At 70.6% G+C, this 26,827-nt stretch carries 29 protein-coding genes and 1 pseudogene; 12 read left to right on the top strand and 18 right to left on the bottom strand.

Annotated elements, in window-relative coordinates:
- Window positions 1-9 precede the first annotated feature (9 nt).
- Together ACN28F_RS05070 and ACN28F_RS05065 are read right to left on the bottom strand one after the other, a co-directional pair.
- The gene (locus tag ACN28F_RS05070) at window positions 10-297 is read right to left on the bottom strand and encodes a DUF3817 domain-containing protein (RefSeq protein WP_421357116.1); all 288 of its coding nucleotides are present in this window, start codon (window positions 295-297) and stop codon (window positions 10-12) included.
- Window positions 298-299: 2 nt separating this feature from the next.
- Window positions 300-815: a hypothetical protein gene (locus tag ACN28F_RS05065; RefSeq protein ID WP_421357115.1), complete on the bottom strand. Its 516-nt coding sequence runs from the start codon at window positions 813-815 to the stop codon at window positions 300-302.
- A gap of 93 nt (window positions 816-908) precedes the next feature.
- Here ACN28F_RS05065 and ACN28F_RS05060 point away from each other — a divergent pair, with 93 nt between their 5' ends.
- The gene (locus ACN28F_RS05060; protein WP_421357114.1) at window positions 909-2,000 is read left to right on the top strand and encodes a GlxA family transcriptional regulator; all 1,092 of its coding nucleotides are present in this window, start codon (window positions 909-911) and stop codon (window positions 1,998-2,000) included.
- On the opposite strand, the pseudogene ACN28F_RS05055 reads toward ACN28F_RS05060, so the two are convergent.
- Together ACN28F_RS05055 and ACN28F_RS05050 are read right to left on the bottom strand one after the other, a co-directional pair.
- Window positions 2,000-2,836 (bottom strand): annotated as a pseudogene (locus ACN28F_RS05055) (acyltransferase family protein); the annotation flags it as partial. The gene ACN28F_RS05060 and the pseudogene ACN28F_RS05055 overlap by 1 nt on opposite strands.
- Window positions 2,837-3,129: 293 nt before the next feature.
- Window positions 3,130-7,152 (bottom strand): S8 family serine peptidase, encoded by a 4,023-nt coding sequence (locus tag ACN28F_RS05050; RefSeq protein ID WP_421357113.1) that lies wholly within the window; start codon window positions 7,150-7,152, stop codon window positions 3,130-3,132.
- Between the two features lie 201 nt (window positions 7,153-7,353).
- On the opposite strand from ACN28F_RS05050, the gene ACN28F_RS05045 reads away from it, so the two are divergent.
- From ACN28F_RS05045 to ACN28F_RS05035, 3 genes are all read left to right on the top strand, one after another.
- On the top strand, window positions 7,354-7,854 hold the full coding sequence (locus ACN28F_RS05045) for a winged helix-turn-helix domain-containing protein (protein ID WP_421357112.1): 501 nt from the start codon (window positions 7,354-7,356) through the stop codon (window positions 7,852-7,854).
- A 179-nt stretch (window positions 7,855-8,033) separates the two neighbouring features.
- On the top strand, window positions 8,034-8,630 hold the full coding sequence (locus tag ACN28F_RS05040; protein WP_421357111.1) for an NADPH-dependent FMN reductase: 597 nt from the start codon (window positions 8,034-8,036) through the stop codon (window positions 8,628-8,630).
- The gene (locus tag ACN28F_RS05035) at window positions 8,627-9,871 is read left to right on the top strand and encodes an erythromycin esterase family protein (RefSeq protein WP_421357110.1); all 1,245 of its coding nucleotides are present in this window, start codon (window positions 8,627-8,629) and stop codon (window positions 9,869-9,871) included. Before ACN28F_RS05040 ends, ACN28F_RS05035 begins: the two co-directional genes overlap by 4 nt.
- A 5-nt stretch (window positions 9,872-9,876) precedes the next feature.
- Here ACN28F_RS05035 and ACN28F_RS05030 read toward each other — a convergent pair whose 3' ends face one another.
- Entirely contained in the window at window positions 9,877-10,407 is a 531-nt protein-coding gene (locus ACN28F_RS05030) for a chloramphenicol phosphotransferase CPT family protein (RefSeq protein WP_421357109.1), read from the bottom strand.
- Window positions 10,408-10,512: 105 nt separating this feature from the next.
- Between ACN28F_RS05030 and ACN28F_RS05025 the strand changes: the two genes are divergently transcribed.
- The gene (locus ACN28F_RS05025; RefSeq protein ID WP_289206928.1) at window positions 10,513-11,052 is read left to right on the top strand and encodes a GNAT family N-acetyltransferase; all 540 of its coding nucleotides are present in this window, start codon (window positions 10,513-10,515) and stop codon (window positions 11,050-11,052) included.
- Between the two features lie 54 nt (window positions 11,053-11,106).
- On the opposite strand, the gene ACN28F_RS05020 is transcribed toward ACN28F_RS05025, so the two are convergent.
- Window positions 11,107-11,895: a GntR family transcriptional regulator gene (locus ACN28F_RS05020; protein WP_421357108.1), complete on the bottom strand. Its 789-nt coding sequence runs from the start codon at window positions 11,893-11,895 to the stop codon at window positions 11,107-11,109.
- Window positions 11,892-12,434 carry a GntR family transcriptional regulator gene (locus ACN28F_RS05015; RefSeq protein WP_289206926.1) on the bottom strand — a complete coding sequence of 181 codons (543 nt, stop codon included), beginning with the start codon at window positions 12,432-12,434 and terminating at the stop codon, window positions 11,892-11,894. The genes ACN28F_RS05020 and ACN28F_RS05015 overlap by 4 nt, the downstream gene beginning before the upstream one ends.
- Before the next feature lie 458 nt (window positions 12,435-12,892).
- Between ACN28F_RS05015 and ACN28F_RS05010 the strand changes: the two genes are divergently transcribed.
- From ACN28F_RS05010 to ACN28F_RS05000, 3 genes are all read left to right on the top strand, one after another.
- Window positions 12,893-13,207: a hypothetical protein gene (locus tag ACN28F_RS05010; RefSeq protein WP_421357107.1), complete on the top strand. Its 315-nt coding sequence runs from the start codon at window positions 12,893-12,895 to the stop codon at window positions 13,205-13,207.
- Window positions 13,207-13,491 carry a hypothetical protein gene (locus ACN28F_RS05005; protein WP_289206924.1) on the top strand — a complete coding sequence of 95 codons (285 nt, stop codon included), beginning with the start codon at window positions 13,207-13,209 and terminating at the stop codon, window positions 13,489-13,491. Before ACN28F_RS05010 ends, ACN28F_RS05005 begins: the two co-directional genes overlap by 1 nt.
- 103 nt (window positions 13,492-13,594) lie before the next feature.
- Window positions 13,595-13,720 (top strand): hypothetical protein, encoded by a 126-nt coding sequence (locus tag ACN28F_RS05000; RefSeq protein ID WP_289206923.1) that lies wholly within the window; start codon window positions 13,595-13,597, stop codon window positions 13,718-13,720.
- A 76-nt stretch (window positions 13,721-13,796) separates the two neighbouring features.
- Here ACN28F_RS05000 and ACN28F_RS04995 read toward each other — a convergent pair whose 3' ends face one another.
- The 3 genes from ACN28F_RS04995 to ACN28F_RS04985 form a co-directional block, all read right to left on the bottom strand.
- A complete protein-coding gene (locus ACN28F_RS04995) occupies window positions 13,797-14,183 on the bottom strand; it encodes a type II toxin-antitoxin system death-on-curing family toxin (RefSeq protein ID WP_289206922.1) in 387 nt (128 codons plus the stop codon).
- Window positions 14,180-14,383: a CopG family ribbon-helix-helix protein gene (locus tag ACN28F_RS04990; protein ID WP_289206921.1), complete on the bottom strand. Its 204-nt coding sequence runs from the start codon at window positions 14,381-14,383 to the stop codon at window positions 14,180-14,182. Before ACN28F_RS04990 ends, ACN28F_RS04995 begins: the two co-directional genes overlap by 4 nt.
- A gap of 115 nt (window positions 14,384-14,498) precedes the next feature.
- Window positions 14,499-14,708, bottom strand: a complete 210-nt coding sequence (locus ACN28F_RS04985) for a hypothetical protein (RefSeq protein WP_289206920.1) — start codon at window positions 14,706-14,708, stop codon at window positions 14,499-14,501.
- 23 nt (window positions 14,709-14,731) lie between these two features.
- On the opposite strand from ACN28F_RS04985, the gene ACN28F_RS04980 reads away from it, so the two are divergent.
- Together ACN28F_RS04980 and ACN28F_RS04975 are read left to right on the top strand one after the other, a co-directional pair.
- The gene (locus ACN28F_RS04980; RefSeq protein ID WP_289206919.1) at window positions 14,732-15,097 is read left to right on the top strand and encodes a type II toxin-antitoxin system RelE/ParE family toxin; all 366 of its coding nucleotides are present in this window, start codon (window positions 14,732-14,734) and stop codon (window positions 15,095-15,097) included.
- Complete coding sequence (locus ACN28F_RS04975) at window positions 15,094-15,423, top strand: helix-turn-helix domain-containing protein (RefSeq protein WP_289206918.1); 330 nt, start codon at window positions 15,094-15,096, stop codon at window positions 15,421-15,423. The genes ACN28F_RS04980 and ACN28F_RS04975 overlap by 4 nt, the downstream gene beginning before the upstream one ends.
- A gap of 142 nt (window positions 15,424-15,565) precedes the next feature.
- Here ACN28F_RS04975 and ACN28F_RS04970 read toward each other — a convergent pair whose 3' ends face one another.
- The 8 genes from ACN28F_RS04970 to ACN28F_RS04935 form a co-directional block, all read right to left on the bottom strand.
- Entirely contained in the window at window positions 15,566-16,705 is a 1,140-nt protein-coding gene (locus ACN28F_RS04970) for an ABC transporter substrate-binding protein (RefSeq protein ID WP_289206917.1), read from the bottom strand.
- Window positions 16,706-16,781: 76 nt separating this feature from the next.
- Window positions 16,782-17,546 carry an ABC transporter permease gene (locus ACN28F_RS04965; RefSeq protein WP_289206916.1) on the bottom strand — a complete coding sequence of 255 codons (765 nt, stop codon included), beginning with the start codon at window positions 17,544-17,546 and terminating at the stop codon, window positions 16,782-16,784.
- The gene (locus ACN28F_RS04960; protein WP_289206915.1) at window positions 17,543-18,343 is read right to left on the bottom strand and encodes an ABC transporter ATP-binding protein; all 801 of its coding nucleotides are present in this window, start codon (window positions 18,341-18,343) and stop codon (window positions 17,543-17,545) included. The genes ACN28F_RS04965 and ACN28F_RS04960 overlap by 4 nt, the downstream gene beginning before the upstream one ends.
- Window positions 18,340-19,233: an ABC transporter permease gene (locus ACN28F_RS04955; RefSeq protein WP_289206914.1), complete on the bottom strand. Its 894-nt coding sequence runs from the start codon at window positions 19,231-19,233 to the stop codon at window positions 18,340-18,342. The genes ACN28F_RS04960 and ACN28F_RS04955 overlap by 4 nt, the downstream gene beginning before the upstream one ends.
- Window positions 19,230-20,243, bottom strand: coding sequence for a TIGR03842 family LLM class F420-dependent oxidoreductase (locus ACN28F_RS04950; RefSeq protein WP_421357106.1), 1,014 nt, complete (start codon window positions 20,241-20,243; stop codon window positions 19,230-19,232). The genes ACN28F_RS04955 and ACN28F_RS04950 overlap by 4 nt, the downstream gene beginning before the upstream one ends.
- Window positions 20,244-20,257: 14 nt before the next feature.
- Window positions 20,258-21,664 (bottom strand): dihydropyrimidinase, encoded by a 1,407-nt coding sequence (gene hydA, locus ACN28F_RS04945; protein ID WP_421357105.1) that lies wholly within the window; start codon window positions 21,662-21,664, stop codon window positions 20,258-20,260.
- Window positions 21,665-21,680: 16 nt separating this feature from the next.
- A complete protein-coding gene (locus ACN28F_RS04940; RefSeq protein ID WP_421357104.1) occupies window positions 21,681-22,523 on the bottom strand; it encodes a nitrilase-related carbon-nitrogen hydrolase in 843 nt (280 codons plus the stop codon).
- Between the two features lie 294 nt (window positions 22,524-22,817).
- Window positions 22,818-23,888, bottom strand: coding sequence for a lytic polysaccharide monooxygenase auxiliary activity family 9 protein (locus tag ACN28F_RS04935; protein ID WP_289206910.1), 1,071 nt, complete (start codon window positions 23,886-23,888; stop codon window positions 22,818-22,820).
- Window positions 23,889-24,298: 410 nt separating this feature from the next.
- On the opposite strand from ACN28F_RS04935, the gene ACN28F_RS04930 reads away from it, so the two are divergent.
- Entirely contained in the window at window positions 24,299-24,673 is a 375-nt protein-coding gene (locus ACN28F_RS04930; RefSeq protein ID WP_289206909.1) for an SCP2 sterol-binding domain-containing protein, read from the top strand.
- Window positions 24,670-26,703 (top strand): glycogen debranching N-terminal domain-containing protein, encoded by a 2,034-nt coding sequence (locus tag ACN28F_RS04925; protein WP_421357103.1) that lies wholly within the window; start codon window positions 24,670-24,672, stop codon window positions 26,701-26,703. Before ACN28F_RS04930 ends, ACN28F_RS04925 begins: the two co-directional genes overlap by 4 nt.
- Window positions 26,704-26,827 lie beyond the last annotated feature (124 nt).

The raw sequence follows: 26,827 nt of genomic DNA, 5'->3' as shown, positions 1-26,827 counted from the left end.
CCGGCGTCCTCAACGCCTCGCCGGTGCGTCCGCTGCCGGTCGACGGCGCGCCGCCAGCGCCCGCAGCACCAGCAGGCCACCGACGCCGGGCAGCAGGCTGAGCAGCCGGGTCGACCTCGGCGTGGCCGGCTGCTGCGCGGTGGCGACGACCACCAGCAGGTACGCCGCCCCGTGGGTCGGGCCCAGCAACGACGACACCGCCGGCCAGTGCACCGTCGCCAGGTTGACCAGCATCATGATCAGGGTCGCGAGTTCGACTCCGGCGGCGATCCGCAACAGCCGCTGGCTGCCCGACATCCTCACACCCCGGTCGTCGAGCCGGGACGGACGATCATCAGCACGGTGACCGTCGCCCAGAGCAGGTTGAACACCCCGGTGTACGCCGCCAGCCGCCCCGGCGCGGCGGTCGGCGTGCTCGTGGTCGCCGCCGCTGTCGCCGTTGCGGTCGCCGTCTGCTGCGGCCGTACGCCAGCAGCGTCGATCCCGGCCAGCAGCGCCGCCTGACGGGGCAGGACCCGCAGCACCAGCAGCGCGGCGGCGATCGCGGTGAGCGCGATCGACACCAGCAGCCAGGCGTCGGTGAGCACCCCGAGGCTGGTGGCGGTGGCCAGGCCGAAGACCGGCACGACGATCCCGACGGCGGCGTACACCCGGCAGATCCGGTGCAGCGTCCGCAGCGTCGTGCGGGCGGCGGCGTCGTACGGGTCGGCGATCGCCCGCCGGGCGGCGGCCGGGAACATGCTGGCCGCGACGGTCACCGGACCGATCGCCACGATCGCCGCCAGCACGTGTACGGAGAGCAGAAATTTCGTCACGACGCGACGGTATGGGCGGTTCCGCGCCGCGAGGAGTGGCCAGCAGGACACACGTCAACGGATTCTCGCCACGGCCGGCGTACCGTCTAGCGGGTGCACCGGATCGCGATCCTCGCCCTCGACGGGGTGATCCCGTTCGACCTGTCCACCCCGATCGAGGTGTTCAGCCGGCTGCGGCTGCCCGATGGTCGGGCCGCGTACCAGGTGGTGGTCTGCGCGGCCACCGCCGAGGTGGACGCCGGCGCGTTCACCCTGCGACCCGCCGCCGACCTGACCGCGCTGGCCGCCGCCGACACGGTGGTCGTCCCCGGCTGCGCCGACCTGTCGGCCCCGGTGCCGCTGCCGGTGCAGGCCGCGCTGCGTGCCGCCGCCGGCGGCACCCGGATCGCCTCGATCTGCTCCGGCGCTTTCGTCCTGGCCGCCGCCGGCCTGCTCGACGGTCGACCGGCCACCACCCACTGGCGCGCCGCCGCCGATCTGGCCGCCCGCTACCCGGCCGTACGGGTCGACCCGGACGTGCTGTACGTCGACGACGGGCAGATCCTCACCTCCGCCGGGGCCGCCGCCGGCCTCGACCTGTGTCTGCATCTGGTCCGGCGCGACCACGGCTCGGCGGCGGCGGCCGACGCGGCCCGGCTGTCGGTGATGCCGCTGGAACGCAGCGGCGGGCAGGCCCAGTTCATCCCCGCCCAGTCACCGCCGGGGCCGCCCGAGCCGGCGATCGAGCCCCTGTTGTGCTGGCTGCGCGAGCAGGCGGCCGAGCCGTTGACGCTGGCCCGGATCGCCGACCGGGCCGGGATGAGCCCACGGACCCTGCACCGGCGCTTCCGCGAACACACCGGCGTCGCGCCACTGCGCTGGCTGCAGGAGGCCCGGATCCGGCAGGCACAGCACCTGCTGGAAGCCACCGACGACGGGGTGGAGCAGATCAGCCGCCGGGTCGGCTTCGGCTCACCGACCGCCTTCCGGGACAGCTTCAAACGGATCGTCGGCACCAGCCCGTACGCCTACCGGGGCATCTTCCGCCGGCCGGGCGGTGAACAACCGGGCGGCGGGCGGAGTCAGCCCGGGGGTAGCAGCGACGGGCGCCGGCGGGCGGCAAGGTCCTCGACCCAGCCCAGCGCCAGCACCACGCCGACCAGCAGCACGGTGCCGACGCCGAGAATCGCCGACTTGCCGGCGTAGAGTCCGGACATGGTGAGCAGCGCGCCGGCGGCGTACAACACCGGCAGATGCCAGATGTAGATGGTCACCGCGCGGGCGTTGATCATGCGGATCAGCCGGGCCAGCCACGGCACCTGCGCCAGCCAGTCCAGCCGGGGCCGGGCCCGCATCAGCAGCAGCACCACCGCCCAGCCCCACACCAGCGCACCGAGCTGGTCGTCCTCGCCCCGGTCGGCCAGCCACATCATCGCGCCGAGCGCCAGCGCGCCGACACCGAGCACGTACCACCTCAGCGGCACCCGGTCGAGCAGCCCGGTGTGCCGGGCGTAGCCGATCAGCCAGCAGCTGCCGTACGCGGCCATCGACCAGACCACGTCGGTGACCGGGTTGACCGGCAGGTCGACCAGCGGCGACGTCAGCAGCACGGCGAGCCCGGACAGGCCCAGTAGCGCGCCGACCGGCCACCGCCGGAAGGCCCACCACAACAGCGGGGAGAACAGCACCAGCCACAGGTAGGCGCGGATGTACCACAGCCCGAGGGAGAACGGCCCGCCCCACTCGCTGGACGGCGGGTTGCGCAGCGGCGCCACCCACCAGGTGACGTCCAGCAGGCTGGGCCGCCAACCGACCAGGACCATCAGCGGTACGGCGAGGGCGGCGAGCGCCCACAGCGGTGGCAGCAGCCGGCGCAGCCGGGAGCCGACCACCCGCAGCGGCGCGCCCCGGTCCAGCGACACCGCGGTGAGATAGCCGGCGAGCGCGAACATCACCGGCATCGCCGGGAACGCCAGCGGCAGCCAGGTCAGCCACAGGGTGTGCAGCAGGTAGACCCGCAGGATCGCCAACGCCCGCAGCATGTCGATGTACGGGCTGCGGTCGCGTGCCCGAGCCGACGCGGCGACCTGGGCAGACGTCTGCTGCTCGCTGTCGCTCAGGGGCGGGCTGACACGCATGGAGCCCGAACCTAGCTCGGTTACCTGGGCGTCCCCGCAACGTGCGGTAACTATCGGGCGACGATCCGGTTAATGCGCTGCGGCGTTCCGACCGCGTGCCGTACCGGCCACCAGCGGTCCGGTCCGGCACGCGGTGGTGCGGGGCGTCGATTCGACGCCCCGCACCAGCTACCCCGGACAACTCACCGGGGTACGACCTACCGCTGCCGCACCGTCAACTCCACCGGCACCGTCGGCACCGGGTACGGAGTCTGCGCCCGCAGCGCCAACGAGGCGGTGTACCGGCCGGGCCCGTCGACCCCGCTCACGGCGTCAGCGGTGAACCGCAGCGTGACGGCCTTCGACGCGCCCGGCGCCAGGGTGAAGCTCGCCGGGCGTACCCGCAGCCAGGGCACCTCGGCCGGCGGCGCGCAGCCGTCCGCCGCCCCGGACCACCGGGAGATCGACGGCAGGGCCGCCCACTGCGGCGACATGCCGCCGATCGCCAGCCCACCGCAGGCACCGGCGCCCCGGAACGCGGCCTGCCCGGTCGGAGCCAGCTCCTGCCAGGCGTCGGCCACCGGGTCGTACCCGATGGTTTGATCGGTGATCTCCCCAGCGGAGAGCATGCCGCCGGCCAGCACCAGCCGGCCGGCGGCCACCGAGTACGCCATGCTGGTCACGTGCTCCGGCATGGCCGCGCGGGTCGACCAGTGGTCGGTGTCCGGGTCGTAGGCGAGGGTATCGGCGTAGTCGCCGTCGTGGCTGAACCCGCCCGCGCAGTAGATCCGCAGGTCGATCGCCCCGCAGGCATGCCACGCCACCTCGTGCGGGTAGTCGGCGCGGGCCCGGAACGTGCCGGTCGCCGGGTCGAACGCCAGCACGTCGGCCGACGCCCGGCACAGGTCGTCCCGGCAGCCGCCGACCAGGTAGATCAGCCCTTCGACGACCACCGCCGCGGCCGCCGCCCGGGGCGCCGGGTTGGTCACCCCGGCGAGGGTCTGCCACGCCCCGGTCGCCGGGTCGAACACGTCGACCGCCGACTGCGGCCGGAAGTCGGTGTCCCAGCCGCCGAAGACGTACACCTTGCCGTCGACCGCCGCCACCGCCGGTTTGCCCCGGTCGCGGGGCAGGTCCGGCAGCCGTTGCCAGGAGTCGGCGGCCAGGTCGTAGGCCCACGCCTGCCGGGTGGTGCCCAGGTGGGTGCCACCGCCGATCGAGTAGACGACGCCGTCGAGCACCACAGCGGCGTTGTCGGACAACCCGTCCGGGGCGTCGGTCAACTGCTGCCACGGCGGCTGCCCGGACAGCGGCGGCGTCGCCGACGCGGCGGGCCGTTCCAGCACCGTCACCGTCACCGGCGCGGACCCGGTGTTGCGGACGGTGAACTCGGCGCTGCCGCTGCCGCCGGCTGGCAGCTCCGCCCCGACCGGTGCGCCGGAGACCGCCAACTGCCCGGCGCGCAGGTCGAAGTCGACCCGCCGGGAGCCGCCGGCGATCACCGAGGCGGTCCGCTTGCGCTGCTGGTACGGTGCCGCCTCGGCGACGAACGACCGCTGCTGCCCGGCCCCGCTGGCGAAGAACCAGTAGAACCCGTCCGGCACCGTCTCGTCGGCCGGGGTGGCCGCCGACGTCCCGTACTCGTCCGGGCGCTGCGGGTCGGCGACCCGCGCCCCGACCACCGGCGTCCCGGTGTTCGCGTCGCTGGTGAACCCGGCGATCAGCCCGCCGTCGACCGGCGTGCAGGTGCGGTCGACGATCGCCACGTCGTCGACCTGCCACCACCAGCTGTACCCGCCCCGGTAGCGGAACCGGACCTGCACCTGGTCGGCACCGGCCACCGGTGCCAGCGGAATCTCCACCAACTGCGGCCCGCGTACGCTCTCGGTCACCTGGGAGACGTTGACCCATTCGGTGCCGTCGGTGGAGACGTCGATCGCGGCGACGTCGCCGTTGCCGGCGATCCGCGCGTCGGTGCGGAACCGCAGCACCGGTGCCGCGATCTGCGAGATGTCGACCATCGGCGTGTGCAGCAGGGTGTCCTGGCTGCGCCCGACGCCGTGGCCGTCGCTGTCGACGATGGCGAACCCGCCGGTACCGCCGGTCAGGTTGCCCCGCTGGTGGTGGTCGGTGAAGGTCCAGCCGCCGCCGTCCGTGCGGTCCACGATCGACCAGCCGGCCGGCTCGGTGGTGAAGTCGGCGGCGAACACCGTGGCGCCGGTGCCGGCCGTGTAGCCGGGCGCGGTGCAGGCGATGTGCGCCGCTACCGTCAGGTTCGCCGTCCGGGCCTGGCCGCCGACCGCCACCTCGGTGGTCACCGTCCGGTAGCCGGGGTACAGCGGGGTCACCGTCAGCTGGTACGTGCCGTGCCGGGGCACCGGTACGGCGTACCGCCCGCTGGTCGGGTCGGTGAAGATCGGGTGGCCGGGCCGGCCGGCGATGTCGATCCGCGCGTACAGCGGCCAGCCCTGCCCGGAGCCGTCGGTGACCCGACCGGAGAGGGTGACCAGCGGCACCGCGTCGAGGGCGACGTCCTGGACCACCGGCGCGGTGCCGACCGTCACCGTCAGCGTCCGGGTGGCCCAGCCGAACCCGGAGACGGTCAGGGTGTGCGTGCCGGCCGGCAGGTACGTCGTGTACCCGCCGGTGGGTCCGGTCTGCACACTGCGCCCGGCGACCGTCACGGTCACCCCGGCGACCGGGGAGCCGTCCGCCGCGTCGGTCACCGTGCCGGTCAGCCGGCCGGTCTGCGCGCGGGGTGACTGCGCCACCACCTGGTACGCGTCCAGCCGACCCTCGCCCGCCATGTTGTTGTCCGCCACCGTGCCGCCACATTCGGTCGCGTCGACGTCGATCGCGGTCCGGTCCAGCAGGGCGACCGTCGCGTCGTAGTCGTTACGCAGCACCGGCGCGGCCGACCACAGCAGCGCGACCGTGCCGGCGACGTGCGGCGCCGCCATCGACGTGCCGTCGGCGGTGCCGTACTGGCTGCCCGGGATCGCCGAGACGGTGCCCACCCCGGGGGCGGCGATGTCCGGCGTGATGTGGCCGTCCACCCCGGACGCACCCCGGCTGGAGAACCCCGCGATCGTGCCGTCGACGTCGTGCGCGCCGACGGTGTAGACGCCCGGGTAGTCGCCGGGGGAGCTGGCGGTGTTGCACGCCGGCCCGTCGTTGCCGGCCGAGAAGACCGGGAAGATCCCGGCCGCCCGCCACGCGGTCACCACCTGCTCGTACCAGGGGTCGGCCTGGCCACCACCCCACGAGTTGTTGACAATGTCCGGCCGCAGGTCGGGGCGTGGGTTCTCGCCGTTGCGGTCGGTCGGCGCCAGCACCCACTGGCCGGCGGCCAGCAGCGCCGGGTCGGAGCAGTTGCGGGCCTCGCAGCCCTTCGCCGCGATCCACCGTGCCCCCGGCGCCACCCCGATCCGGGTACCGGCGCCGTCGTCACCGACCATCGTGCCCACGGTGTGGCTGCCGTGCCCCTGGTTGTCGCAGGGCGTCGCGTCCGGGCACACCCCGGACGGGTCGAACCAGTTGTAGTCGTGGTCGAAGGTGCCGTCACCGAGGTTCCCCCGGTAGCTGGCGACCAGCGCCGGATGGTCGAACTGGACTCCGGTGTCGATGCTGGCAATCACCACGGTGTCGCCACGTACGCCGAACTCCGACCAGACCCGGGGCGCGCCGATCTGCTCCACCCCCCACGGGGTCTGCGGATCGTCGGCGACGGACGGCTGCGTGACCGGCTCGATCAGCTCGTGGCTGCGCACCGGCTCCACCCGCGCCACCTCCGGCCGGGCGGCGATCGCGTCGACCAGCGCCCGGTCCCCGGTGACCTGCACCGCGTTGGCGATCCAGAAGCTGGTGTACGGCACCTTGCGCCGGGTCAGGTCGGCGGTCAGCTTCTGTTGGCTGCGCTCGGCGACCTCGGTCAACCGCTCGTACGTGGCGACGGAACGTCGGGCCCGGTCGCTGATCCGTGCCGCCGCGTCCAGGGTCGCCTTTTCCCGCAGGGAGACCATGAAGCTGGTGGTGCCGTCGGTGGCGAGGTCGGCCAGCAGTTCGGCGCTGACCGCCGCCGGGGCGTCGCCGTTGCCGCCGATCGGGGCTGCGGACGCGGCCGTGGTGGCGGTGGTGACGCCGAGCACGACCGCCAGCGTCGCGGCGACGTACCGCACGATCGCGGCGGCGTACCGGACACCCGCTGGTGGCGGGCCGGTCCGTCCAGGTGGATGGATCATCGTTCTCCTCACAGTGGTGACAGGCGGATCCCGCCTGCCGGCCATGCTCGGTGTCCCGATGACCAGGTGAAAGCATCAAGGTGGGCAATCGCCGGGCAATACCGGGACAGCGCCCGGCGCTGGAAGTGCTCCCACGCGGGCGTTGACGTGGGCCGGTTCACCCGGTTGGCTGACCTCCGGGGACACACTGGGGGAGACGCGGTGACGGGTGGCGAGGTGCCGTTGGTGGTGTGCGTGTCCACCGACCCGGCGGTACGCGAGCGGCTGGTGTCCCGCGTCGACGACCTCGGCGCCGTACTGGTCGTCAACAACCTCACCGAGCTGCGGACCATGCTGCTGTCAGCGGCCGACGGGCTGCCGGCGGCGGCCGATCCATCTGCCGCTGCCGGTCCGTCGCGAGCCGGGCCGACCCGCCTCGGCGACCTGCTGATCGACCCGGTCTCCACCGAGGTCACCTGGCGCGGCGAGGCGCTGGCGCTCACCCCGTTGGAGCGGGCGACGCTGCTGCGGCTGGCCAGCCCACCGTTGCGGCTGTGGACGTACCGGCAGCTGTTCGAGGCGGTCTGGGGAGGCGCCTATCTGGGCGACCGGGCCGCGCTGCACGCGACGGTGAAGCGACTGCGCCGCAAGCTCGCGGCGCTGCCGAACGGGCCACGGGTACGCACCGTCCGAGGTGCCGGCTATCACCTGGTGTCCGGCTGATCTGCCGGCCGCACCGGCGACTGCGGACGGCCGGAAGCCGAACTCTGTCTCACCGTGATCCTCCCCGGTCCCAGCGACTCTGGTGGACAAGAGCGCTCAGTGTCTCTGCGGGACGGTGGTGGACCTGGGACGCATCGTCGCTTGACTTCAACCAATGTTGAAGTTTTAGCGTCGATGGCATGGAAACGGACAACGTCGCCGGCCCGACCGGACCGCTGCGGGTCGGCGTGATCGCCGGCAGCACCCGCCCCACCCGACGGTCACCCGCCATCGCCCAGTGGGTGGCGTCGGACACCAGCCAGCCGGATCTCCGCCTGGAGGTGGTCGACCTGGCCACCGTCGACCTGCCGATGCTGGGGGAGCCGCTCGCCGCCGTCTTCGGCAGCTACGAGCATGAGACCACCCGCCGCTGGGCCGCCGCGATCGCCAGTTACCGCGCGTACGTCATGGTCGTCCCCGAGTACAACGCCTCCTTCCCGGGAGTGCTGAAAAACGCCCTCGACCACCTGTACGCCGAGTGGGCCGACAAGCCGGTGGCCTTCGTCGGCTACGGGATGGCCGGCGGCGGTCGCGCCGTGGCGCAGCTGCGCCAGGTGGCCGAGGAGCTGCGGATGCGCCCGGTCCCGACGTCGCTGAGCCTCTCGCCGCAGCAGGTCGTCGACGGCCGGTACGCGGCGAAGGCCGGCGATGTCGAGTCCCGCGCCTGCCTGCTGGCCGAGCTGGCCGGGGCGCTCGACGTCACCCACGCGCCCGCCGCCGACGGCAGCATTCGATGAGCGCCGACGCTCCGGCGGCGGTCCTCGACTGGCTGTCCACCCACGCCCGACCGATGCGACCGTACGGCGACACCCCGTGGCGGGACGTCGTGACCGACGTCGCCGACGCCCTTCTGCCGAGCCGGGCAGACCACGATGTACATGCCGCGCCAACGGTCATCGGCCTCGCGCCGACGACCCGGGAGAGCGCCGAGGTCAGCGAACTGCAGGTCGACCTGCTCCAGGCGTTGGTGACCCGAGGCGTGCGTACCGTCGTCCTCCAGGACACCACCGAGATCGGCGCCCGGCTCGACCGCTGGGCCAGGACCGGGGAGACGTCAGGTTCCGGTCCCGAGGCGATCCTGGCCGACGCCTGGGGTCCGTGGCGCACCGAGTCGCTGCGCCGCGCGCTGCTCTGGTTGCGCGCCCACAACGCCACCCACCCGGCCGACCAGGTGGAGATTCGTGGGATCGCCCACCCCACGGCGGTGCCCGCCGACTACGACCTGGTCCTCGCCCTGACGGCGGGCACCCGCGACCACGAGCGGATATCGGCGCTCCTGGCGACGATCCGGGTCGCACACGATGGCGGCGAACACGTCGAACGCGCCCACGGCAGGTGGACCGGCGCGCCCTTCGTCGACCTGGCCCGGCAGGCCCGTACCGCGACGGCAGCCGGACTCGAACCCGGCACCGACGACGCGACCCGGGCGCTCGCGGCGCTCGACCGCATCGTGCGATTCCACGCCACCTCCCTCAGCCAGGGCCACGACGGCGAGGACGAGGAGGCGGTCGCAGCGGATCGACTGGTCGAACACCTGCGGGCCACCGGCCGGCGAGCCGTCGTCTGGGACGGGATTGGTCACCTGGCGGCGCGGGGGACCAGTTTCGGCTCCCGACTCCGCGCACATCTCGGGACGGGCTACCGCTGCGTGCTGACCACCTTCGGGTCCGGTCGCATCCGGGACCTGCGCCTGCCGGCACCGCGCCCCGGCAGCCTGGACCAGACCCTCGACCACGTCGCGGCCAGGCTGGGCACGGGGTACGCCGTCGACCTGACCACCGCCCCGAAGCCCGAAGCCGTCGGGCGGTGGCTGGCCGGCGGGCACGCCGTGCGCCTGGTTTCGGGCATGTATCACCCCGACGAGGACGAGCGACACTACTCCGCGCTCGACGACCTCGCCGGATCCGTGGACGTCCTCCTGCACCTGCCGGAGATCAGCCCAATTGGATACGTCGAGCCTCCAGAGACGGAGGGCTGAGCCGGTCAGCCCTGCGGCGTGGCGTCCACCCGCGCGGCGATCGTCTGGGCACAGTCCAGCGACTCCAGGTGGCTGGTGTCCACCTCGATGTCGTAGTTAACTCCTTGATGGACTATCTGGGCCTGCGACGCTGCCATCCCGACCACCCGGTCACCACGGGCGATCTCCCGCGCCGCCGCGATGTCCGCAGCACACCGCACCCCGACCCACAGCACGGACAGGCCGTCCAAATATCGACGCGCCTGCTCCTGGGAGACACCGCCGCCGAGGAAGACCTCGTCGATGATGATGTGCGCCCCGGCCCTCGCCATCGCCGCGACGCCCACCCGCCAGGCGTGCTGCAGCTCGTCGAAGCCGTCGCCGAGGATGACCTCGCCCTGTGCGCCGAACGTCACCACGGTCGGCGGCAGCCGCTCGATCAGGTCGTCGATGCCGAAGCTGATCCACGGGCCGGGCAGCAGGTGCTTGAGGCACCGGACGATCCCGGACTTGCCGGAGCTGGAACCACCGTTGAGCACGATGACCTGCGTCGCCATGTGATCGGTCACCTTCTCCGTGGGTGCGGGTACCGCGTTCGACTCTATCGAGGGTCCGACCAGCCGGCCCGGCATGGGTGCATACGGTGTGCCAACCTGAAGGCGGTGCTCGACGAAGCAGGGGGAGTCAGCGTGCTGCTACGAGACGTACGGCCCGATGATGTCCACGCGTACGTCCGGATGCGCTGCGACCCAGTGATGATGGCCGACCTCGGCGGGCCACTGCCGGTCGACGGCATCGCGGCCAAGGTCGAGCGGGACGTCCAGTCGGCGGCCGCCGACACCCAGTGGATCAAGATGATCGTGCCGGACGCGGCCGACCCGACCACGGTCGCCGGTTCGGTGGCTCTGTGGACCCATGACCTCGACGACGGGCCGGTGTCCGAGATCGGGTGGATGGTGCTGCCCGAGTTTCAGGGCCGAGGGCTTGCCAGGTGGGCGGCCGGTACGCTGCTGCGTCGGGCTGCCGCCGACGGCCGTTGGGGCAGTGTGCACGCGTACCCGGCGGTGTCCAACGTCGCGTCGAACGGTGTCTGCCGAAGCCTCGGATTCACGTTGCTTGGCGAGACCAGCGTGCCGTTCGCCGACCGCGTCATCCGGTCGCACCATTGGGTGATCGACCCCCGCGCTGACCTGGTTGACTGAGTCGCCGCCTCGGCGCCGTCGATCTTTCCAGGTCCGGCAGGAAGCACCGAAGGGTCAGCCTTCCTGCGGTCCGGGTAGGAGGTATCTGGCCTTGTGCCGGTGGGCGGCTTTGATCATCTCGGTCACTTCGATGGGTTCGCCGTGGGTGGTGTAGATGATGCGGAACTGGCGCAGCACGGGCATGTCGTCGGGCATCTGTAGGGCGATGAACTCGTCGATGGTGGGCATGGTGGCTTCGACGTCGTCGACGGCTGGTCCGGCGTGCTTGCCGAGTTCGGCGAGCACCCGGAGGGATCCGCCTTTGATCAGGCGGTGCTCGGCGAGCGAGGTGCCATGCGCGAGGTCGGTGCGGTAGTAGTTGGTAACCAGTTCGGCCGGGACGTCGTCGAGCAGGAGCAGAAGCCGCCGGCGGATGACGCTGGTGTCGGGTTCGAGGTCGTACGCCGCGGCGACCGCGACCGGCGGCGCTACCTCGTCAACGGAGAGCAGGCGGCTGGTCTTGCGGCGGCCGTGACTGGCGATCTCACTGATCCACGGGTACGGATTGGCGCTGCTGGTCTGGCCCGGGTAGTGGTTCGCTTCGACCACGATCGGCTGGTTGGCAGTGACGAACACGCCGACCCCGGACTCGCCACGGACGAATCCTTGCTTCTTGAGGATGGCGAGTGCGCGTTGGGTGGTGAGGTTGGAGACGCCGTACCGCTCGCAGAGCTGGGCCGTGGAGGGCACCTTGTCGCCGGGCTTGAACTCGCCGGTGAGGATCTGTCGGCGGAGATCGGCCGCGATCTGGCGCTGGCGGTCGCGTACGTCATTGGCAGCGGCGGGGTCGGGTTCGTTGGTCATGCGGGTGGGACCTGCATCTGGTAGGTGTGGCCGGTGGAGCGGCTGGTCACGGTGCGCATGACGGCGTACTCGACGGGTTGGCCGGTGGCGGCGCGGCTGATGCGGGTGAGGACGAGGAGTGGTTCGTCGGCGGCGATGTCGAGGAGTTCCTGTTCGTGGTCGGTCGGCCGTCGTGCGGTGACGTGTTCGGTGACCTGGTGGGGTGTGAGGTTGAGGTCGGTGAGGACCCGTACCGCGCCGCCTTTGATCTTGTGGTTGTCGGCGAGTGGGGTGCCGGCGGCGATGGGTTCCGGGTAGTAGGAGTCGGCGAGTTCGACGGGCCGGTCGTCTTCGAGGATGAGTCGGCGGCGGACGATGGCTCGTTCGCCGGCGGCGAGTCCGAGTGCGCGTCTGACCTGTGTGTCCGCGTCGACGGTCTCGACGCCGAGGAGCTGTTGGGTGCCGACGCGTCCCCGGCCGGCGGCCTCGGCGGACCACGCGTCGTGCTGCTGCGCGACGAGGTACGGGTCTGAGCTGCTGGTCCAGCCTTGGTCTGTCATGGTTGCCTCCGGTTGCTGCCTCCGATCATGGTGCCGGATGCGTGGCGGCTTGGCTCACTGACCGTACTCGGGTGGGGAACCTTGTTGGCCAACGCCACTGCAGCCTTATCACAATCATTATAAGCTCTGCTTACTTGAGGTTCCTGCGCTGGTCAGTCGGCCAAGGATCCCGGCCCCCACGGATCACGGATGTTGAATCGAGGGCACTGGTGACCCCAGTGCTCTTGCCCGCTGTGCCTGAATTCGGCCCTGTACCTGCCGCAGACCTCTCAACAGTCCTCCCTGCGAAGGAGAAGCTCTTGACCAGGAACCAAGGTCCCCGCAGTAGGTATGGCGGGTCGCCGTACGTCGTTCGCAATGAAGGTCCGACGCCGAACCGGCCGCCGTTGCCGCGACGGACGCCGGGGCAGACGGACATCGGGAGTGATCCGCGTTTCCGGCTGCTGACCGCGCGTGGGGTGGCGTCTGCGCCGGATGCCGAGCGTGCGGCTGTTGACGCCGAGCGGGCGGTGCTGGACGAGGTGGCGGCGGCGATGCGGAACCGGCCGGACGCTGACGTGTTGGACCGGGCGCGGGAGACGGTCGCCGTGCACATGCCGAGTCGGTTGGCCGAGTGCCGGGCGTGCGACGGGCCGGCGCTGTGTCCGCCGTTCACCAGCGCGTTGGCGGTGCTGGACCGGTGGGACCAGGTCAAGGCGCGTCGGGTGCGGGCGGTGTTGCAGTACGCCGGGCTCTGGCCGGACGGGTACGTCCACGACGGGCGGGACGACTGATGGCCGACGGTGAACTCCTGCGGGTCGGTGACACCCTGCATCTCGGCAAGGCCGACTGGGTGTTCGGCGACCGGTCGATGACGGTCCGGGTCTCCGACATCCGGTACGGCCTGGACGACGCCGATTCCCCGGTGGTCGGCATCCTCGCCACGATCACGTTGGCGGGTCGGGACGGGCGGATGGCCGCGATCGGCGTCTACAAGTCCGCGTTGGCTCGTCCCGGCGTACTGCAGCGGCACCAGCCGCCCAACGGCGTCGACCCCTTCCCCGCCGCACATCCGTAGACCTCTGCAGCCCGCTGCCCGCCGTCCGCTTGAGCCGGGGTCGGGCCGGTGGCGGCAACCACCAGCCCGACCCATTCCAAACTGCAATGGAAAGTGGATCACGATGGACGTTTGTGCCCTGACCAGCGCCGTGTTGCTCGGCTACCTCGCCGGGCTGTTCTCGTTCAAGGTGAAGAGCCGCTGGTGCCCCCGCTGCGGCGAACTGACCACTGCCCAACTGCCTCGCTAAAGTCGACGCTTTCAATTCGGCGCGAACATCCCGCCATCAACGGTATGCGCCGGCAGTACCGACGAACCGGGGGCGCTCAGTAGACGACGCCAAGCCGTCGCAGCTCGGCGGCGATCGCGTCGACCTCGTGCAGGCTGCCGTCGGCGACCGCGAGCATGAACGCCTCGGCGCGGTCGACATTGACGTCCGGGATCGGCGTCCCGGTGTTGAGGTTGATGAAGACCAGCGCGGCGGCCCACGCCAGGCGTTTGTTGCCGTCGACAAGTGCGTGGTTGCCGCAGATCGAGTGCAGCAGGCTGGCCGCTTTGCCAGCGAGGTCGGGGTAGGCCTCCTGCCCGAAGACGATCGTGCTCGGTCGGGCAGCGGCGGAGGCGAGCAGCCCGTAGTCGCGGACCTTGGCCGGCGTGCCGAAGACGATCGAGCCGATCTCCAGCAGGTCTTCGACGTCGAGGTAGACGGTCACTGGGCCAGCCGGTCGAGCAGCTCACGGTGGCGCTCGGCCACCTCGGCGGCCAACCCACGCACCTTGGAGCGCTTGCTGTGCCGGGCGACGTACTCTTCGACGGCGACGACGATGGTGGCGTTGGCCGACCGGTGCTCAGTCTCAGCGATCTGCTTGAGCTGCGCGTGAAGATCGTCCGGCAGGTTGACTGTGGTTACCATATGGAAATCATACGACTTCCAAGTGTCCACCGGTAGCGCCGGCGCTGGCTAGAGCGGGGCCAGCAAGATCAGTTGACGAAAACCGAGACGGTGCCGGCGTGCCGCCCGGTCCTCGTCAACTGATCATGGGGAGTGGGCGTGTCGCAGTCGGCCGGCTGCTGACCCCGGCTCGGGCGCAGTCGGGGTTGAGGGTGCCGGTCAGCGGGGTGAACCCGGAGGCGGTGATGTCGATGTCGTCAGCCTTCACCGCTTCGAGCGCCTGGGCGTCGAGGCTCTCCGCCTGGCGTCCGGCGGTTTCTTGGGACGCCCGGCGAGCGCGTGCCAATAAGCTTGGCTTATAATCACGTCGTGTGGGAGGTGTCGTTACATCCCGAAGTCGAGGCTTGGTTCATCGAACTCTGCCGAACCGACCCAGTCACCGCCGACCGGGTGGCGGAAGCCGTAGACCTGTTGGCCGAGCACGGTCCGGCTCTGGGTAGACCCCTTGTGGACCGGCTCAAAGGCAGCCTGTTCCACAACATGAAGGAGCTTCGACCGGGATCGACTGGCGGTTCGGAGATCCGGATGATCTTCGCTTTCGATCCGTTTCGGGAGGCTGTGTTTATCGTTGCGGGCGATAAGTCTGGCCGGTGGCAGGACTGGTACGAGACGGCGATCCCGCTGGCCGATGCGAGGTTCGACGAGCACCTGAAGCGACTCAAGGAGGACGAGTGAGTCCGACGAACTGGCGAGACGTCAAAGCCAAGGCTCGGGCGGCCGACCCTGAATGGGACAGCCCTGCCCGCGTCGCCCAACGCGCCGCGATGCGTCAGCAGATGCTGGCTTCCGTGAGCGGTGCCCAGCTCGCCGAGATTCGGAAGCAGCTGGGCCTCACCCAGGTGCAGCTGGCCGAGGCTGCGGGCCTGTCGCAAGCGCGCATCAGCCAGATCGAGAACGGTGAGGCCACGAGCCTCGAGTCACTGAGAGCCTACGTCACGGGCCTTGGCGGGCACCTCGACATAGTTGCGCGAATCGGGAACGTCCGCTTGGACGTCGCGTAGTCCAGAAACCCGGTGGCGCCACCACCCTGTCTCGACGGGGGATGCCTACGGGATCGACGGCCGGGCCGATGGCAGTTGCCACCGGCCCGGTCACCGCATCGATGTGCGCCTGCGTTCTCGTCGACTCCCAGAGAGCAGGTGCTCAGGCGCCGCCGGGGTTGAGGGTCACGGTCAGCGGGGTGAAGTCGGCACCGGTGACGTCGACGCCGTCCGCCTCCGCCGCTTCGAGCGCCTGGGTGATGTAGTCGTTGGTGTAGGCCAACCCCTCCGGCTCGGCGGTCAGCACCGTCTGGCCGTCCTGGTTCTTCGTGGCCAGCGACAACTCGACCGTACGCGCCCAGTCGGCCTCGTCGATCAGCCCGATCCCGCCGGTCGACGGCCAGATCAGCTTGTTGACCTCGTTGACCTGCCACAGCTGGTGGCTGGCACCCAGCGTCGACCCGGCCGCGACGGACAGGTCCCGGCACTCTTCCGGGTTGTCCCGGCAGAACGCCCAGCCCTTGATGGTGCCGGTGAGGAACTTGACGGTCTGCTCCTGGTACGCCGGGTCGTCGAGCTTGGTGGTGTCGGCCCAGATGGCGTCCTGCAGCATCGCCGTCCCGACGGAGTTCCAGTCGAGCACCGTGAAATCGTCCGGCGTGTACAGCTCACCGGTGTCCGGGTTCTCCGCCTCCAGCAGCTGCGCGTACTCGTTGTAGCTCATCGCCTGGGCGGCGTCGATGTCGCCGCGCAGCAGCGCCTGCATGTCGAACTGCTGCTGCACCAGGGTCACATCCGACCCCGGGTCCAGCCCGGCCTGGGTCATCGCGGCGAACAGTTCGAACTCGTTGCCGAAGCCCCAGTTGCCGACCTTCTTGCCGCGCAGATCCGCCGGCCCGCTGATGCCGGAGTCGGCGAACGCCACCTGGTAGGTGCCGGAGCGGGCGAAGATCTGCCCCACGTCGGTGATCTCAGCACCCTGTTCCCGCGACGCGAGCGCCTTCGGCACCCAGGCGATCGCGTAGTCGGCCTGCCCCTGAGCGAGCACCGTCTGCGGGACGATGTCCACCCCGCCTTCGAGCAGCTCGACGTCGAGCCCTTCCTCCGCATAGAAGCCCTTTTCGACGGCCGCGATGTAGCCGGCGAACTGGGCCTGGAAAAACCACTGCAACTGCACCTTCACCGTGGTGGTGCCGTCGGTGGCACCGCCACCGGCGTCCGGCTCCTCGTCCGCCGTACCGCAGGCGCTGATCAGCAGCGCGGCGCCCGTCAATGCCGCCGCGGCGGCCAACCGTCTTCTCATCTTCGTGTTCCTCCTGGTCGCGATGATGGAGCGGGGGACTGCGGCGCGCGGACGGGAGCGCCAGGGGAAGCAGAGGTCACGGGGTCTGGCCGGTGCGCCACGGCATCGCGAGGCGCTCCAGCAGCAGGGTCGCCAGGTAGAAGACCAGGCCGAGCAGGCAGGCGCCGACCACGAAGGCCCAGGCCCGGGGGTACGCGGTGAGCGACGCCGCCGAGGTGATCCGCGCCCCCAGCCCGTCCTGCAGCCCGCCGAAGTACTCGGCGACCACGGCCGCGATCACCGCCAGCGACGACGCCTGCCGCAGCCCGGTGAAGACGAACGGCAGCGCGCCGGGCAGCCGGACCAGCCGGGCGAAGGTCCAACCACCGGCGGCGTAGCTGGCCATCAGCTCCTGGTGGATCGGCTGCACCTGACGCAGCCCGCGCAGCGTGTTGACGAAGACCGGGAGGAACGCGACCAGCCCGACGACGATCCGCCGGGGCACGCTGCTGGCCGCGTCGAACATGTTGTTCAGCACCGGGGCGAGCGCGATGATCGGCAGCGCGTTGACCAGCGCCGCCAGCGGCACCGACACCTCGCTGAGCAGCCGCAGCCGGCTGACCGCCAACGCCACCAGCACCCCGAGTGCCGCCCCGGCGAGCAGTCCGATCAGCGCGTTGGTGCCGCTGGCCAGCCCGGCGGACAGCACCACCGTACGGCTGGCCCAGAACTGTTCGGCGATCGCCGACGGCGACGGCAGCACGTACGAGGCGACCCGGCCCAGCCGTACCGTCGCTTCCCACAGCGCCAGCCCGACGAGCCCGACGGCGACCGGCGGCCCGGCCGCCCGCAACGACCTCACGTCGCTGCCGGCTCGGTGGCCGCAGCGCCGCTGCCGCGCAGTGCCCGGCGGACCTCGGTGACGGCGGTGAAGAACTCCGCCGACTGCCGGGTCTGATCGGTGCGCGCACCGAGGTCGACGTCGACGACGGCGGTGATCCGCCCCGGCCGGGCCGACATCACCACCACCCGGTCGGACAGGTACACCGCCTCGGAGATCGAGTGGGTGACGAAGACGGTGCTGGTCGCGGTGCGGGCGCAGATGCCGAGAAGCTCGTCCTGCAGGCGTTCGCGGGTCATTTCGTCGAGCGCACCGAACGGTTCGTCCATCAACAGCAACGGCGGGTGTACGGCGAGCGCCCGCGCGATCGCCACCCGCTGCTGCATGCCGCCGGAGAGCTGAGCCGGGTAGTGGCCGGCGAAGTCGGCGAGCCCGACGAGGGCCAGCATCTCGTCGACCCGGGTCCGGCGCTGCGCCCGCCGCACCCCGCGCAGCTCCAGCGGCAGCTCCACGTTGCGCCGCACCGTCCGCCAGTCGAAGAGACCGGCCTGCTGGAAGGCGATGCCGTACTCCTGGTCGAGTCTGGCCTGCCGGGCGGCCTTGCCGTTGACGGTGACCGTGCCGGCGGTCGGGGTGATCAGGTCGGCGATCAGCCGCAGCAGGGTGCTCTTGCCGCAGCCGGACGGCCCGATCAGCGACACGAACTCGCCCCGGCCGATGGTCAGCTCCACCCCGGTCAGCGCGGTGACCGCGTCGGCCCGGCCGGCGTTGAAGACCTTGTCGACCCCGGTGATCTCGACGGCGAATGCACTGCTCATCCGGTCACCGCCACCCGCCGCTGGTGCCGGGTCAGCCCCAGCTCCAGCAGGGTCACCGTGGCGGCGACGACCAGGCCGAGGGCGGCGGCGCCGAGGATCGCCGCGTACACCTTCGCCGGGGCGCTGGTGGCCTGCCGGGAATATTCCAGGATCAGCCGGCCGATGCCGCCCCGGGTGCCGGTGGAGATCTCCCCGACGACCGCGCCGACCACGGCGGCGGCCCCGGCCAGCCGCAGCGCCGGGAACAGGTACGGCAGCGCGGCCGGAGCCCGCAGCTTCCACAGGGTGCGCCACCAGCCGGCCGCGTAGCTGCGCATCAGCTCGACCCCGGCGGCCGGCGGCGACTGCAGGCCGCGCAGCATGCCGACGGCGACCGGGAAGAACGCCAGGTACGCGGCGATCACCGCGACCGACATCCACGGCTGCCACGGGTAGGTGCCGATGGACAGCCGCCCGCCCCAGCCGGCGATCACCGGGGCGAGGGCGACCAGCGGCACGGTCTGCGACAGCACCACGTACGGCAGAAGTCCCCGTTCGACGATCCGCAGCCGCTGCATCGCCACCGCCAGGACCATCCCGACCAGGGTGCCGGCGGCGAACCCGACGCCGGTCACCCCGAGGGTGAACAGGCAGGCGTCGACGACCACCCGCCACACCGGCTGGCCGGCGGCGACGTCGACGGCGCCGAGGCCGGCGACCACGTCGGCCAGGTGCGGCATGGCGGCGTCGTCGGCGCGCGGCAGCAGCGGTACGCCGAACAGGTCGGTGCCGTCCGGGTCGCCGACCAGTTTGTAGCCTTCCCACGCGGCGGCGGCGAGGGCGAGCGCACCCAGCGCGGCCCCGGCGACGCCGGCCCGGCGCGCCCAGCTGCTGGTCGGGCCGCTGGTCAAGACGCGACCACCCGGCGGTACGCGGGGATGATCTGCTCGCCGTACGCGGCCAGGGTTTCCTGCTTGGCGTCGTGTTGCAGGTAGACGGCGAACTGGTCGACGCCGAGGTCGCGTAGCTCGGCGAGCCGGCGCAGGTGTTCGTCGACCGGGCCGAGCAGGCAGAACCGGTCGACGATCTCGTCCGGTACGAAGTCGGTGTGGGTGTTGCCGGCCCGGCCGTGTTCGGCGTAGTCGTAGCCTTGGCGGCCGGCGATGTAGTCGGTGAGCACCTTCGGCACTCCGCCGCCGTCACCGCCGTAGCGGGCGACGATGTCGGCGATGTGGTTGCCGACCATGCCGCCGAACCAGCGGGTCTGCTCCCGCTGGTGGGCCAGGTCGTCGCCGACGTAGGCGGGGGCGGCGACGCAGAAGGTGACCGCGTCGGGGTCACGGCCGGCGCGCTGCGCGGCGGCCCGGACCGCGCCGATCATCCAGGCGGCGATGTCCGGGTCGGCCAGCTGCAGGATGTAGCCGTCGCCGACCTCGCCGGCCAGGGCGAGCGCCTTCGGCCCGTACGCGGCGACCCACACCTCCAGCGCCCCGTCGTCGACCCACGGCAGGGTGATGTCCCGGTCGCGGTAGCGCACGGTCCGTCCGGCGGCCAGGTCGCGGATGACGGTGACGCATTCGCGCAGCTCGGCGAGGGTGGTGGGGCGGGCACCGAGGACCCGGACGGCCGAGTCGCCCCGGCCGATGCCGCAGACCGTACGGTTGCCGTACATCTCGTTGAGGGTGGCGAACGTCGACGCGGTGACGGTCCAGTCCCGGGTGCTGGGGTTGGTCACCATCGGCCCGACCGTCACCGACGAGGTGGCGGCGAGGATCTGGCTGTAGATGACGAACGGCTCCTGCCACAGTACGTGCGAGTCGAACGTCCACACGTGGCTGAAGCCGGCCTGCTCGGCCCGCTGGGCCAGCGACACCAGCTCCCGGGCGGGCGGGTCACACTGGAACACGACGCCGAAGTCCATCTGGCGTACCCCCTTCAGATCAGGTAGTCCGACAGACCACGGCGCAGGTAGCGGCCGTGGCCGGCGCGGCCGTGGTACGCCCCGTCGCCGGTGACCAGCACGGTGCCCCGGGACAGCACGGTGTCGACTTTGCCGGTGATTTCGAACCCTTCGTACGCCGAGTGGTCCATGTTCATGTGGTGGGTGGCCGCCGAGATGGTGGTCCGTCCGGCCGGGTCGTAGACGACGATGTCGGCGTCGGAGCCGGGGGCGATGACGCCCTTGCGCGGGTAGAGGCCGAACATCCGGGCCGGCGTGGTGGCGATCGTCTCCACCCAGCGCGCCAGGGACAGTCTGCCGTCGACGACACCTTGGTAGACCAGGTCGACCCGGTGTTCGACGCCGCCGATCCCGTTGGGAATCTTGGAGAAGTCGCCGAGGCCGAGTTCCTTCTGGTCCTTGAAGCAGAACGGGCAGTGGTCGGTGGAGACCACCGCCAGGTCGTTGGTGCGCAGCCCACGCCACAGGTCGGCACGGTGGGGTTCGTGCTTGCTGCGCAGCGGGGTGGAGCAGACCCATTTGGCGCCTTCGAAACCGGGCGCGCCGAGCTGGTCCTCCAGGGTCAGGTAGAGGTACTGCGGGCAGGTTTCGGCGAAGACGTTGCGGCCGGCGTCGCGGGCGGTCGCGACGGCGGCGAGGGCTTCGCTGGCGGACAGGTGCACGATGTAGAGCGGGCAGTCGGCGGCGACCCCGGCCAGGGCGATGGCCCGGCTGGTCGCTTCGGCCTCCAACGCGGCCGGGCGGGTCAGTCCGTGGTGGATCGGGTCGGTTTCGCCCCGGGCGAGGGCCTGGCCGATGAGGACGTCGATGGCGATGCCGTTCTCGGCGTGCATCATGATCATGGCGCCGTTGTCGCGGGCCTTCTGCATCGCCCGCAGGATCTGGCCGTCGTCGCTGTAGAACACCCCGGGGTACGCCATGAACAGCTTGAAGCTGGTGATCCCCTCGGTGGCGACCAGGGAGTCCATCGCCTTGAGTGACTCGTCGTCCACCCCGCCGATGATCATGTGGAAGCCGTAGTCAACGTGGCAGTTGCCGTCGGCCTTGGCGTGCCAGGCGGCCAGCCCGTCGCCGACCACCTCACCGGCCCGCTGCACGGCGAAGTCGATGATCGTGGTGGTGCCCCCGAAGGCCGCCGCCTTCGTGCCGGTGTCGAAGGTGTCGGAAGCGAACGTGCCGCCGAACGGCAACTCCATGTGGGTGTGCACGTCGACGCCGCCGGGGATGACGTACTTGCCGGCCGCGTCGAGGACCTCGACGCCGTCGGCCGGCCCGGTGCCGGGGGCGAAGATCGCGGCGATCGTCTCGCCGTCGACGAGCACGTCGGCGGCGTACGGTCCGGTCGGTCCGACGACGGTGCCGCCGGTGATCAGCAGACTCATGGCTTCCTCCGCCGGCTCAGGGTTGGACCAGGTCGCCGTAGGCGTCCGGGCGGCGGTCGCGGTAGAACGCCCAGCGGTTGCGGACCGTCTCGATCAGCCCGAGGTCGAGGTCGCGGACGATCAACTCCGGCTGGTACGGGTCCCCGGTGTCGCCGACGAACTTGCCTTCCGGGTCGACGAAGTAGGAGGTGCCGTAGAAGTCGTTGTCGCCGTAGGAGGCCTCGACGCCGACCCGGTTGATCGCGGCGATGAAGTACTCGTTGGCCACCGCCGCCGCCGGCTGCTCCAGCTTCCACAGGTACGACGAGAGGCTGCGGCTGGTCGCCGACGGGTTGAACACGATCTGCGCGCCGGCCAGGCCGAGCGCCCGCCAGCCTTCCGGGAAGTGCCGGTCGTAGCAGATGTAGACACCGATGCGGCCGACGGCGGTGTCGAAGACCGGGTAGCCGAGGTTGCCGGGGCGGAAGTAGAACTTCTCCCAGAAGCCCTTGACGTTGGGGATGTGGGTCTTGCGGAACTTGCCCAGGTAGCTGCCGTCGGCGTCGATCACCGCGGCGGTGTTGTAGAGGATGCCGGCCTGCTCCCGTTCGTACATCGGCAGCACCATCACCATGCCGTGCTCGGCGGCCAGGGCGGCGAAGCGTTCGGTGGTCGGCCCGGGGATCGACTCGGCGTACGCGTAGTACTCGCTCTCCTGCACCTGGCAGAAGTACGGCCCGTAGAACAGCTCCTGGAAGCAGATCACTTTCGCGCCGGCGGCGGCCGCCTGCCGCACGTACTCCTCGTGGGCTTTGATCATGGATTCCTTGTCGCCGGTCCAGGCGGTCTGGACGATGGCGGCGCGGACGACTCCTGACATGGGCGGATCCCTTCTGCGGCGGCGGTTTCCCGGCACCGTCGATCCACTGGCGGACAGCATGGCTGACCCGGCCCGCCGGCCGTGAGCTGCGCTTCCCGGCTGGCGAGAAGGTACGACCGTAACCACGCCGGCAATGGCTGACAATCATGTCCGTGTTACCGCTTGTTTCGAATGTGTTATGTGGTCGACCACTGTCGACGAGAGTCGATCTGTGGCGGGCCGGACATGACGACCGGGGCGGTGTCGCGAGTCGCGACACCGCCCCGGTCGGGTGTTTGCGTGGCCGGTACGCCGTCAGGAGGCGCTGCAGGTCACCGACGGGGTGCCGCCGGACGACGAGCCGATGAACCCGAAGCTGGTGCTGGCACCGGCGCCGAGGCTGCCGTTGTAGGCGACGTTACGGGCGGTCACCGTCGACCCGCTGGCCGAGACCGTGGCGTTCCACGCCTGCTGCACGGTCTGCCCGCTCGGGTAGGCCAGGGTCACCGTCCAGCCGCTGATCGCCGAGGAGCCGGCGGTCACCCGGACCTCACCCTGGAAGCCGCCGGACCAGGTCGAGGCGACGCTGTAGGACGCGGTGCAGCCGGCCGAGCCGGGCGGCGGCGTGGTCGGCGGGGCCGTGGTGGGCGGCGGCGTGGTCGGAGGTGCGGTGGTGGGCGGCGGGTTGCTGCCGCCGAAGTTCACGTCGCTGCAGAAGTAGTAGGACTGGTCCATATGGCTGGCCTGCCAGATGGTGTAGACCATGTGTCGGCCGGTGCGCCCCGGCGCGGTCGCCGGGATGTCGATCTGCACCCCGCTGGGCACGCTCTGCCACTGCGACGCCGGCGTGTTGCCGATCTGGGCGACGAGCTCCAGATTGCCCCAGCCGAGTGCCTGGCTGATCGGGTTGAAGCCCTGCCGGGTCACGTACACCCGGATGTAGTCGGCACCGTGGCTGGCTTGATCGAACAATCGGACGCTGAACGAGTTGCTGATTGACTTGGCCCGCCAGTTGCCGATGGCGTCCATGGCGTTGTAGCGGCCGCCCTCGGTGCGTCCACCGCTGCAGAGCTGGCCGTTTGGGATGGCGCCCTGGTGGTTGCCGCCGACGCCTTCGCGGTAGAGGCCGTTCCAGTTCCACATGGCGGCAGCGTTGGCCTGCCATGCCTGATAGCACATGGGATCCTCGGTGGCCATCTCCGGTGCCATGTGGTTCCCGCCCCAGCGGTCGAGACATCCGTAGTTGCGGGAGGCCGGATCGAGCACTGATCCATGGGCCGAGGCGACATTGGCCAGTGCGGTGGTCAGCAGCAGCCCGGCGGCGACGGCAACGACCAGGGCGTACAGCGCGAGTGGTCGCCGGCCGGTGGTGGTGAGTGTGGGCATTACAGACTCCAACCTCGGTTGGTGCGCGCCGGTACGGGGCGCGGTAGCGAAAGCACGGATCGTCGCCCGCGAGCGCGCACGGATGTGCGCTGCGCGTCACGGTCCTGCGGAGAGTTGCCCTGCTCCCGCGTGGCTGCCGGCTCCCGAAGCTGTCCTACCTAAGAATCACGCTCAAATCAACGAAAGTCAATACACGGTGGTGTGTGGGGGCTGCGCGGGGATCGCCGATGAGGGCGGCGGGTCTGCCGACCGCGGTCCGCGTCGGCGGCGCGGACCCGCGTGAGCTGCCCACGGCGTCGTCAAACACCCTGACGGGTGATTGCCGACGCAATCGGCAATGTCGCGTCCGGCCTGGCGGCAGACTCGTCCAGTAGCAGGCGAGGGAGGTGGCAGGCGAGGGAGGTGGCGGGTTGTCAGCGACCACGGAGGCCTTCTTCGCCAGCGTCCACGAACGCGATCCTCGGTTGCCCCCAGCAGTCGACGGCTCGCTGCGCTTCGACGTGCGGTACCGCGATCACACTGAGCAGTGGCTGCTGCGTTTCGCGGCGGGCCGCGTGCGGGCCGAACAGTCCGGTGCCGATGCGGATTGCGTCGTCGCCATCGACAGCGTGCTGTTCGAACAGATCCTGTGCGGGAAGGAACGACTCTTCCCCGCATTCATCCGCTTCGGGCTCACCCTGGAGGGCGTGATCGCGTTGCTGCCGATGTTCAACTGGCTGCTGCCCGACACGGTGGGTGCCCGGCATCCGCGGCAGCTGGCGGAGGGTTGGAAGGAAGCCAGGTGACGAACCTCAAGTACACCAGCATCCTCGAAGGCAACCTGTTCATGGTCAGCGACGAGCGCGGTGACGTGTCGCCCTCGACGGATATGCCTACCGGGCTGTTCGGTTTCGACATGCGCTACCTGTCCGTCTGGAATCTCACCGTCAACGGCGAACGCCTCTCCGTGCTGTCCGTTGACGACCTTCAGTACTTCGAATCGCGCTACTTCCTTGTTCCGGGCGAGCCGACCCACTACGTCGACGCGAGCATGTCGGTGATCCGCCAGCGTCGCCTCGGTGGTGGCGCCTTCGTGGAGCAGCTGACCGTGCTCAACCACCAGGAAGTCGCGGTCGACCTACGGGTCCGGCTCGACATCGCCACCGACTTCGCAGACTCCACCGAGTACGCCAACGTGCGCAAGAAAGGGAAGATATCCACCGCTGTCGAGCAGGACACCCTGCACATGTACTACACCCGGGAGAATCAGTGCCGTGAAGTGGTGATCACCAGCAGCGCTGAGGCGGCGATTGACGACCACGGGATGACGTTCGACATCAGCGTCGGGCCGCACGGATCGTGGGAGACCGTCCTGCAGCTGATCTACTGGGTGCGCGGCATCCATGGGCGGGACATCCGGGTGACCGCGCCAAACTTCGACGCCCCGGGCATGGTGGATGCGAGCCGGGTGCTGGCCGAGTGGCTCGCCGCCGCCCCCACCCTGAGCTGTGACTCGGCCCCACTCGACCAGGCGTACCGCCGCAGTCTCACCGATCTGGCGGCACTGCGTTTTACCGGGAACCTGCGTGGGGAACAGCAGTTCTCCGCCGGACTGCCCCGGATGATGGGACTGCAGGGTCGGGACAGCATCGTAACCTGCCTGCAGCTACTGCCGTTCATCCCGTCGATGGTGCCGAACGTCCTGCACTTTCTCGCGGACGCGCAGGGAACCCGGCTCGACGACTTCGCCGAGGAGGAACCCGGCAAGATCCTCCAGGAGTTCCGGTTCGGAGAGCGAGCCGGGTTCGGGGAGATCGCCGCCTGCCCCTACTACGGTGCGGCCGACACGACGCCGCTGTTCGTCATCCTGCTCGACGCGTACGACAGATGGACCGGAGATACCTCGATCGCCCAGGAGCTCGAGTTCCACACCCGACGGGCGTTGCGGTGGATCGACGAGTACGGCGACATCATGGGCGACGGCTACCTCTGGTACGCCAGACGCAACGACCGACTTGGCGTGGAGAACCAGTGCTGGAAAGACACGCCCGATGCCATTTCCTACCGCGATGGTCGGATACCGGTCGGCCCCCGGGCTACTTGCGAGCTCCAGGGTTATGCCTACGACGCCAAACGTCGCGGTGCCCGGTTGGCCCGTGAGGTGTGGAACGATCCGGCGTACGCCGCCGAGCTCGAAGCCCAGGCCGCCGAGCTCAAGCGCCGGTTCAACCAGAGGTTCTGGATCCGCGACGGCCGCTACTACGCGCTTGGCGTGGACGCCGATGGCAACCACGTCGACGCCTGCGCCTCGAACATGGGGCACCTGCTGTGGAGCGGTATCGTCGACCCGGACAAGGCTCGGCACGTCGTCAAACATCTGATGAGCGAGCGGCTCTTCACCGGCTGGGGCATCCGTACCCTTGCCGAGGGCGACGGGCGGTACAGCCCGGTCGGCTTCCACACCGGGGCGATCTGGCCGTTCGACAACGCCCTCATCGCCCACGGCATGCGTCAGTACGGCTTCCATCAGGAAGCCGCCCGGGTAGCGGGTGCCATCATCGATGCTTCGGAGTTCTTCGACGGCCGCCTGCCCAGCGCGTTCGCGGGCTACGACCGGAAGTTGACCAAGTATCCGGTTCAGCTGCCGGCTGCGTGCAGCCCGCACTCCTGGTCGGCCGGGGCGGTGTTGATGTTCCTGTGTTCCATGCTCGGTCTCGACCCGAAGGGCGAGCATCTGATCGTCCGCCCGCACCTGCCGCGCGGCATCGGCCGGATCGAGCTGCTGGACATCCCCGGTCGGTGGGGGCTGGTCGACGTGTTCGGCCGTGGGCACTGATCCGTCGCATGCAGCCGACTCCGGTAGGTCAACCCGAGGCAGGGCACCGGCGACGCCGGGTGGAGTATCCGCAGCGGCTACCGGGTACCGCAAAGGGACGACCTGCCGACGACCAAGGAAGGAC

The sequence above is a fragment of the Solwaraspora sp. WMMA2101 genome (genome assembly GCF_049179175.1).
GTDB lineage: Bacteria > Actinomycetota > Actinomycetes > Mycobacteriales > Micromonosporaceae > Micromonospora_E.
The sequence above is the reverse complement of the archived record's forward strand: the minus strand, read 5'-3'. Positions and strand labels throughout refer to the sequence as shown.

Coding starts and splice junctions, on each gene's coding strand:
- ACN28F_RS05070 (WP_421357116.1), bottom strand. CDS start 297: ATGTCGGGCAGCCAGCGGCTGTTGCGGATCGCCGCCGGAGTCGAACTC.
- ACN28F_RS05050 (WP_421357113.1), bottom strand. CDS start 7,152: ATGATCCATCCACCTGGACGGACCGGCCCGCCACCAGCGGGTGTCCGG.
- ACN28F_RS05040 (WP_421357111.1), top strand. CDS start 8,034: ATGGAAACGGACAACGTCGCCGGCCCGACCGGACCGCTGCGGGTCGGC.
- ACN28F_RS05035 (WP_421357110.1), top strand. CDS start 8,627: ATGAGCGCCGACGCTCCGGCGGCGGTCCTCGACTGGCTGTCCACCCAC.
- ACN28F_RS05030 (WP_421357109.1), bottom strand. CDS start 10,407: ATGGCGACGCAGGTCATCGTGCTCAACGGTGGTTCCAGCTCCGGCAAG.
- ACN28F_RS05020 (WP_421357108.1), bottom strand. CDS start 11,895: ATGACCAACGAACCCGACCCCGCCGCTGCCAATGACGTACGCGACCGC.
- ACN28F_RS05015 (WP_289206926.1), bottom strand. CDS start 12,434: ATGACAGACCAAGGCTGGACCAGCAGCTCAGACCCGTACCTCGTCGCG.
- ACN28F_RS05005 (WP_289206924.1), top strand. CDS start 13,207: ATGGCCGACGGTGAACTCCTGCGGGTCGGTGACACCCTGCATCTCGGC.
- ACN28F_RS05000 (WP_289206923.1), top strand. CDS start 13,595: ATGGACGTTTGTGCCCTGACCAGCGCCGTGTTGCTCGGCTACCTCGCC.
- ACN28F_RS04990 (WP_289206921.1), bottom strand. CDS start 14,383: ATGGTAACCACAGTCAACCTGCCGGACGATCTTCACGCGCAGCTCAAG.
- ACN28F_RS04970 (WP_289206917.1), bottom strand. CDS start 16,705: ATGAGAAGACGGTTGGCCGCCGCGGCGGCATTGACGGGCGCCGCGCTG.
- ACN28F_RS04960 (WP_289206915.1), bottom strand. CDS start 18,343: ATGAGCAGTGCATTCGCCGTCGAGATCACCGGGGTCGACAAGGTCTTC.
- ACN28F_RS04950 (WP_421357106.1), bottom strand. CDS start 20,243: ATGGACTTCGGCGTCGTGTTCCAGTGTGACCCGCCCGCCCGGGAGCTG.
- hydA (WP_421357105.1), bottom strand. CDS start 21,664: ATGAGTCTGCTGATCACCGGCGGCACCGTCGTCGGACCGACCGGACCG.
- ACN28F_RS04940 (WP_421357104.1), bottom strand. CDS start 22,523: ATGTCAGGAGTCGTCCGCGCCGCCATCGTCCAGACCGCCTGGACCGGC.
- ACN28F_RS04935 (WP_289206910.1), bottom strand. CDS start 23,888: ATGCCCACACTCACCACCACCGGCCGGCGACCACTCGCGCTGTACGCC.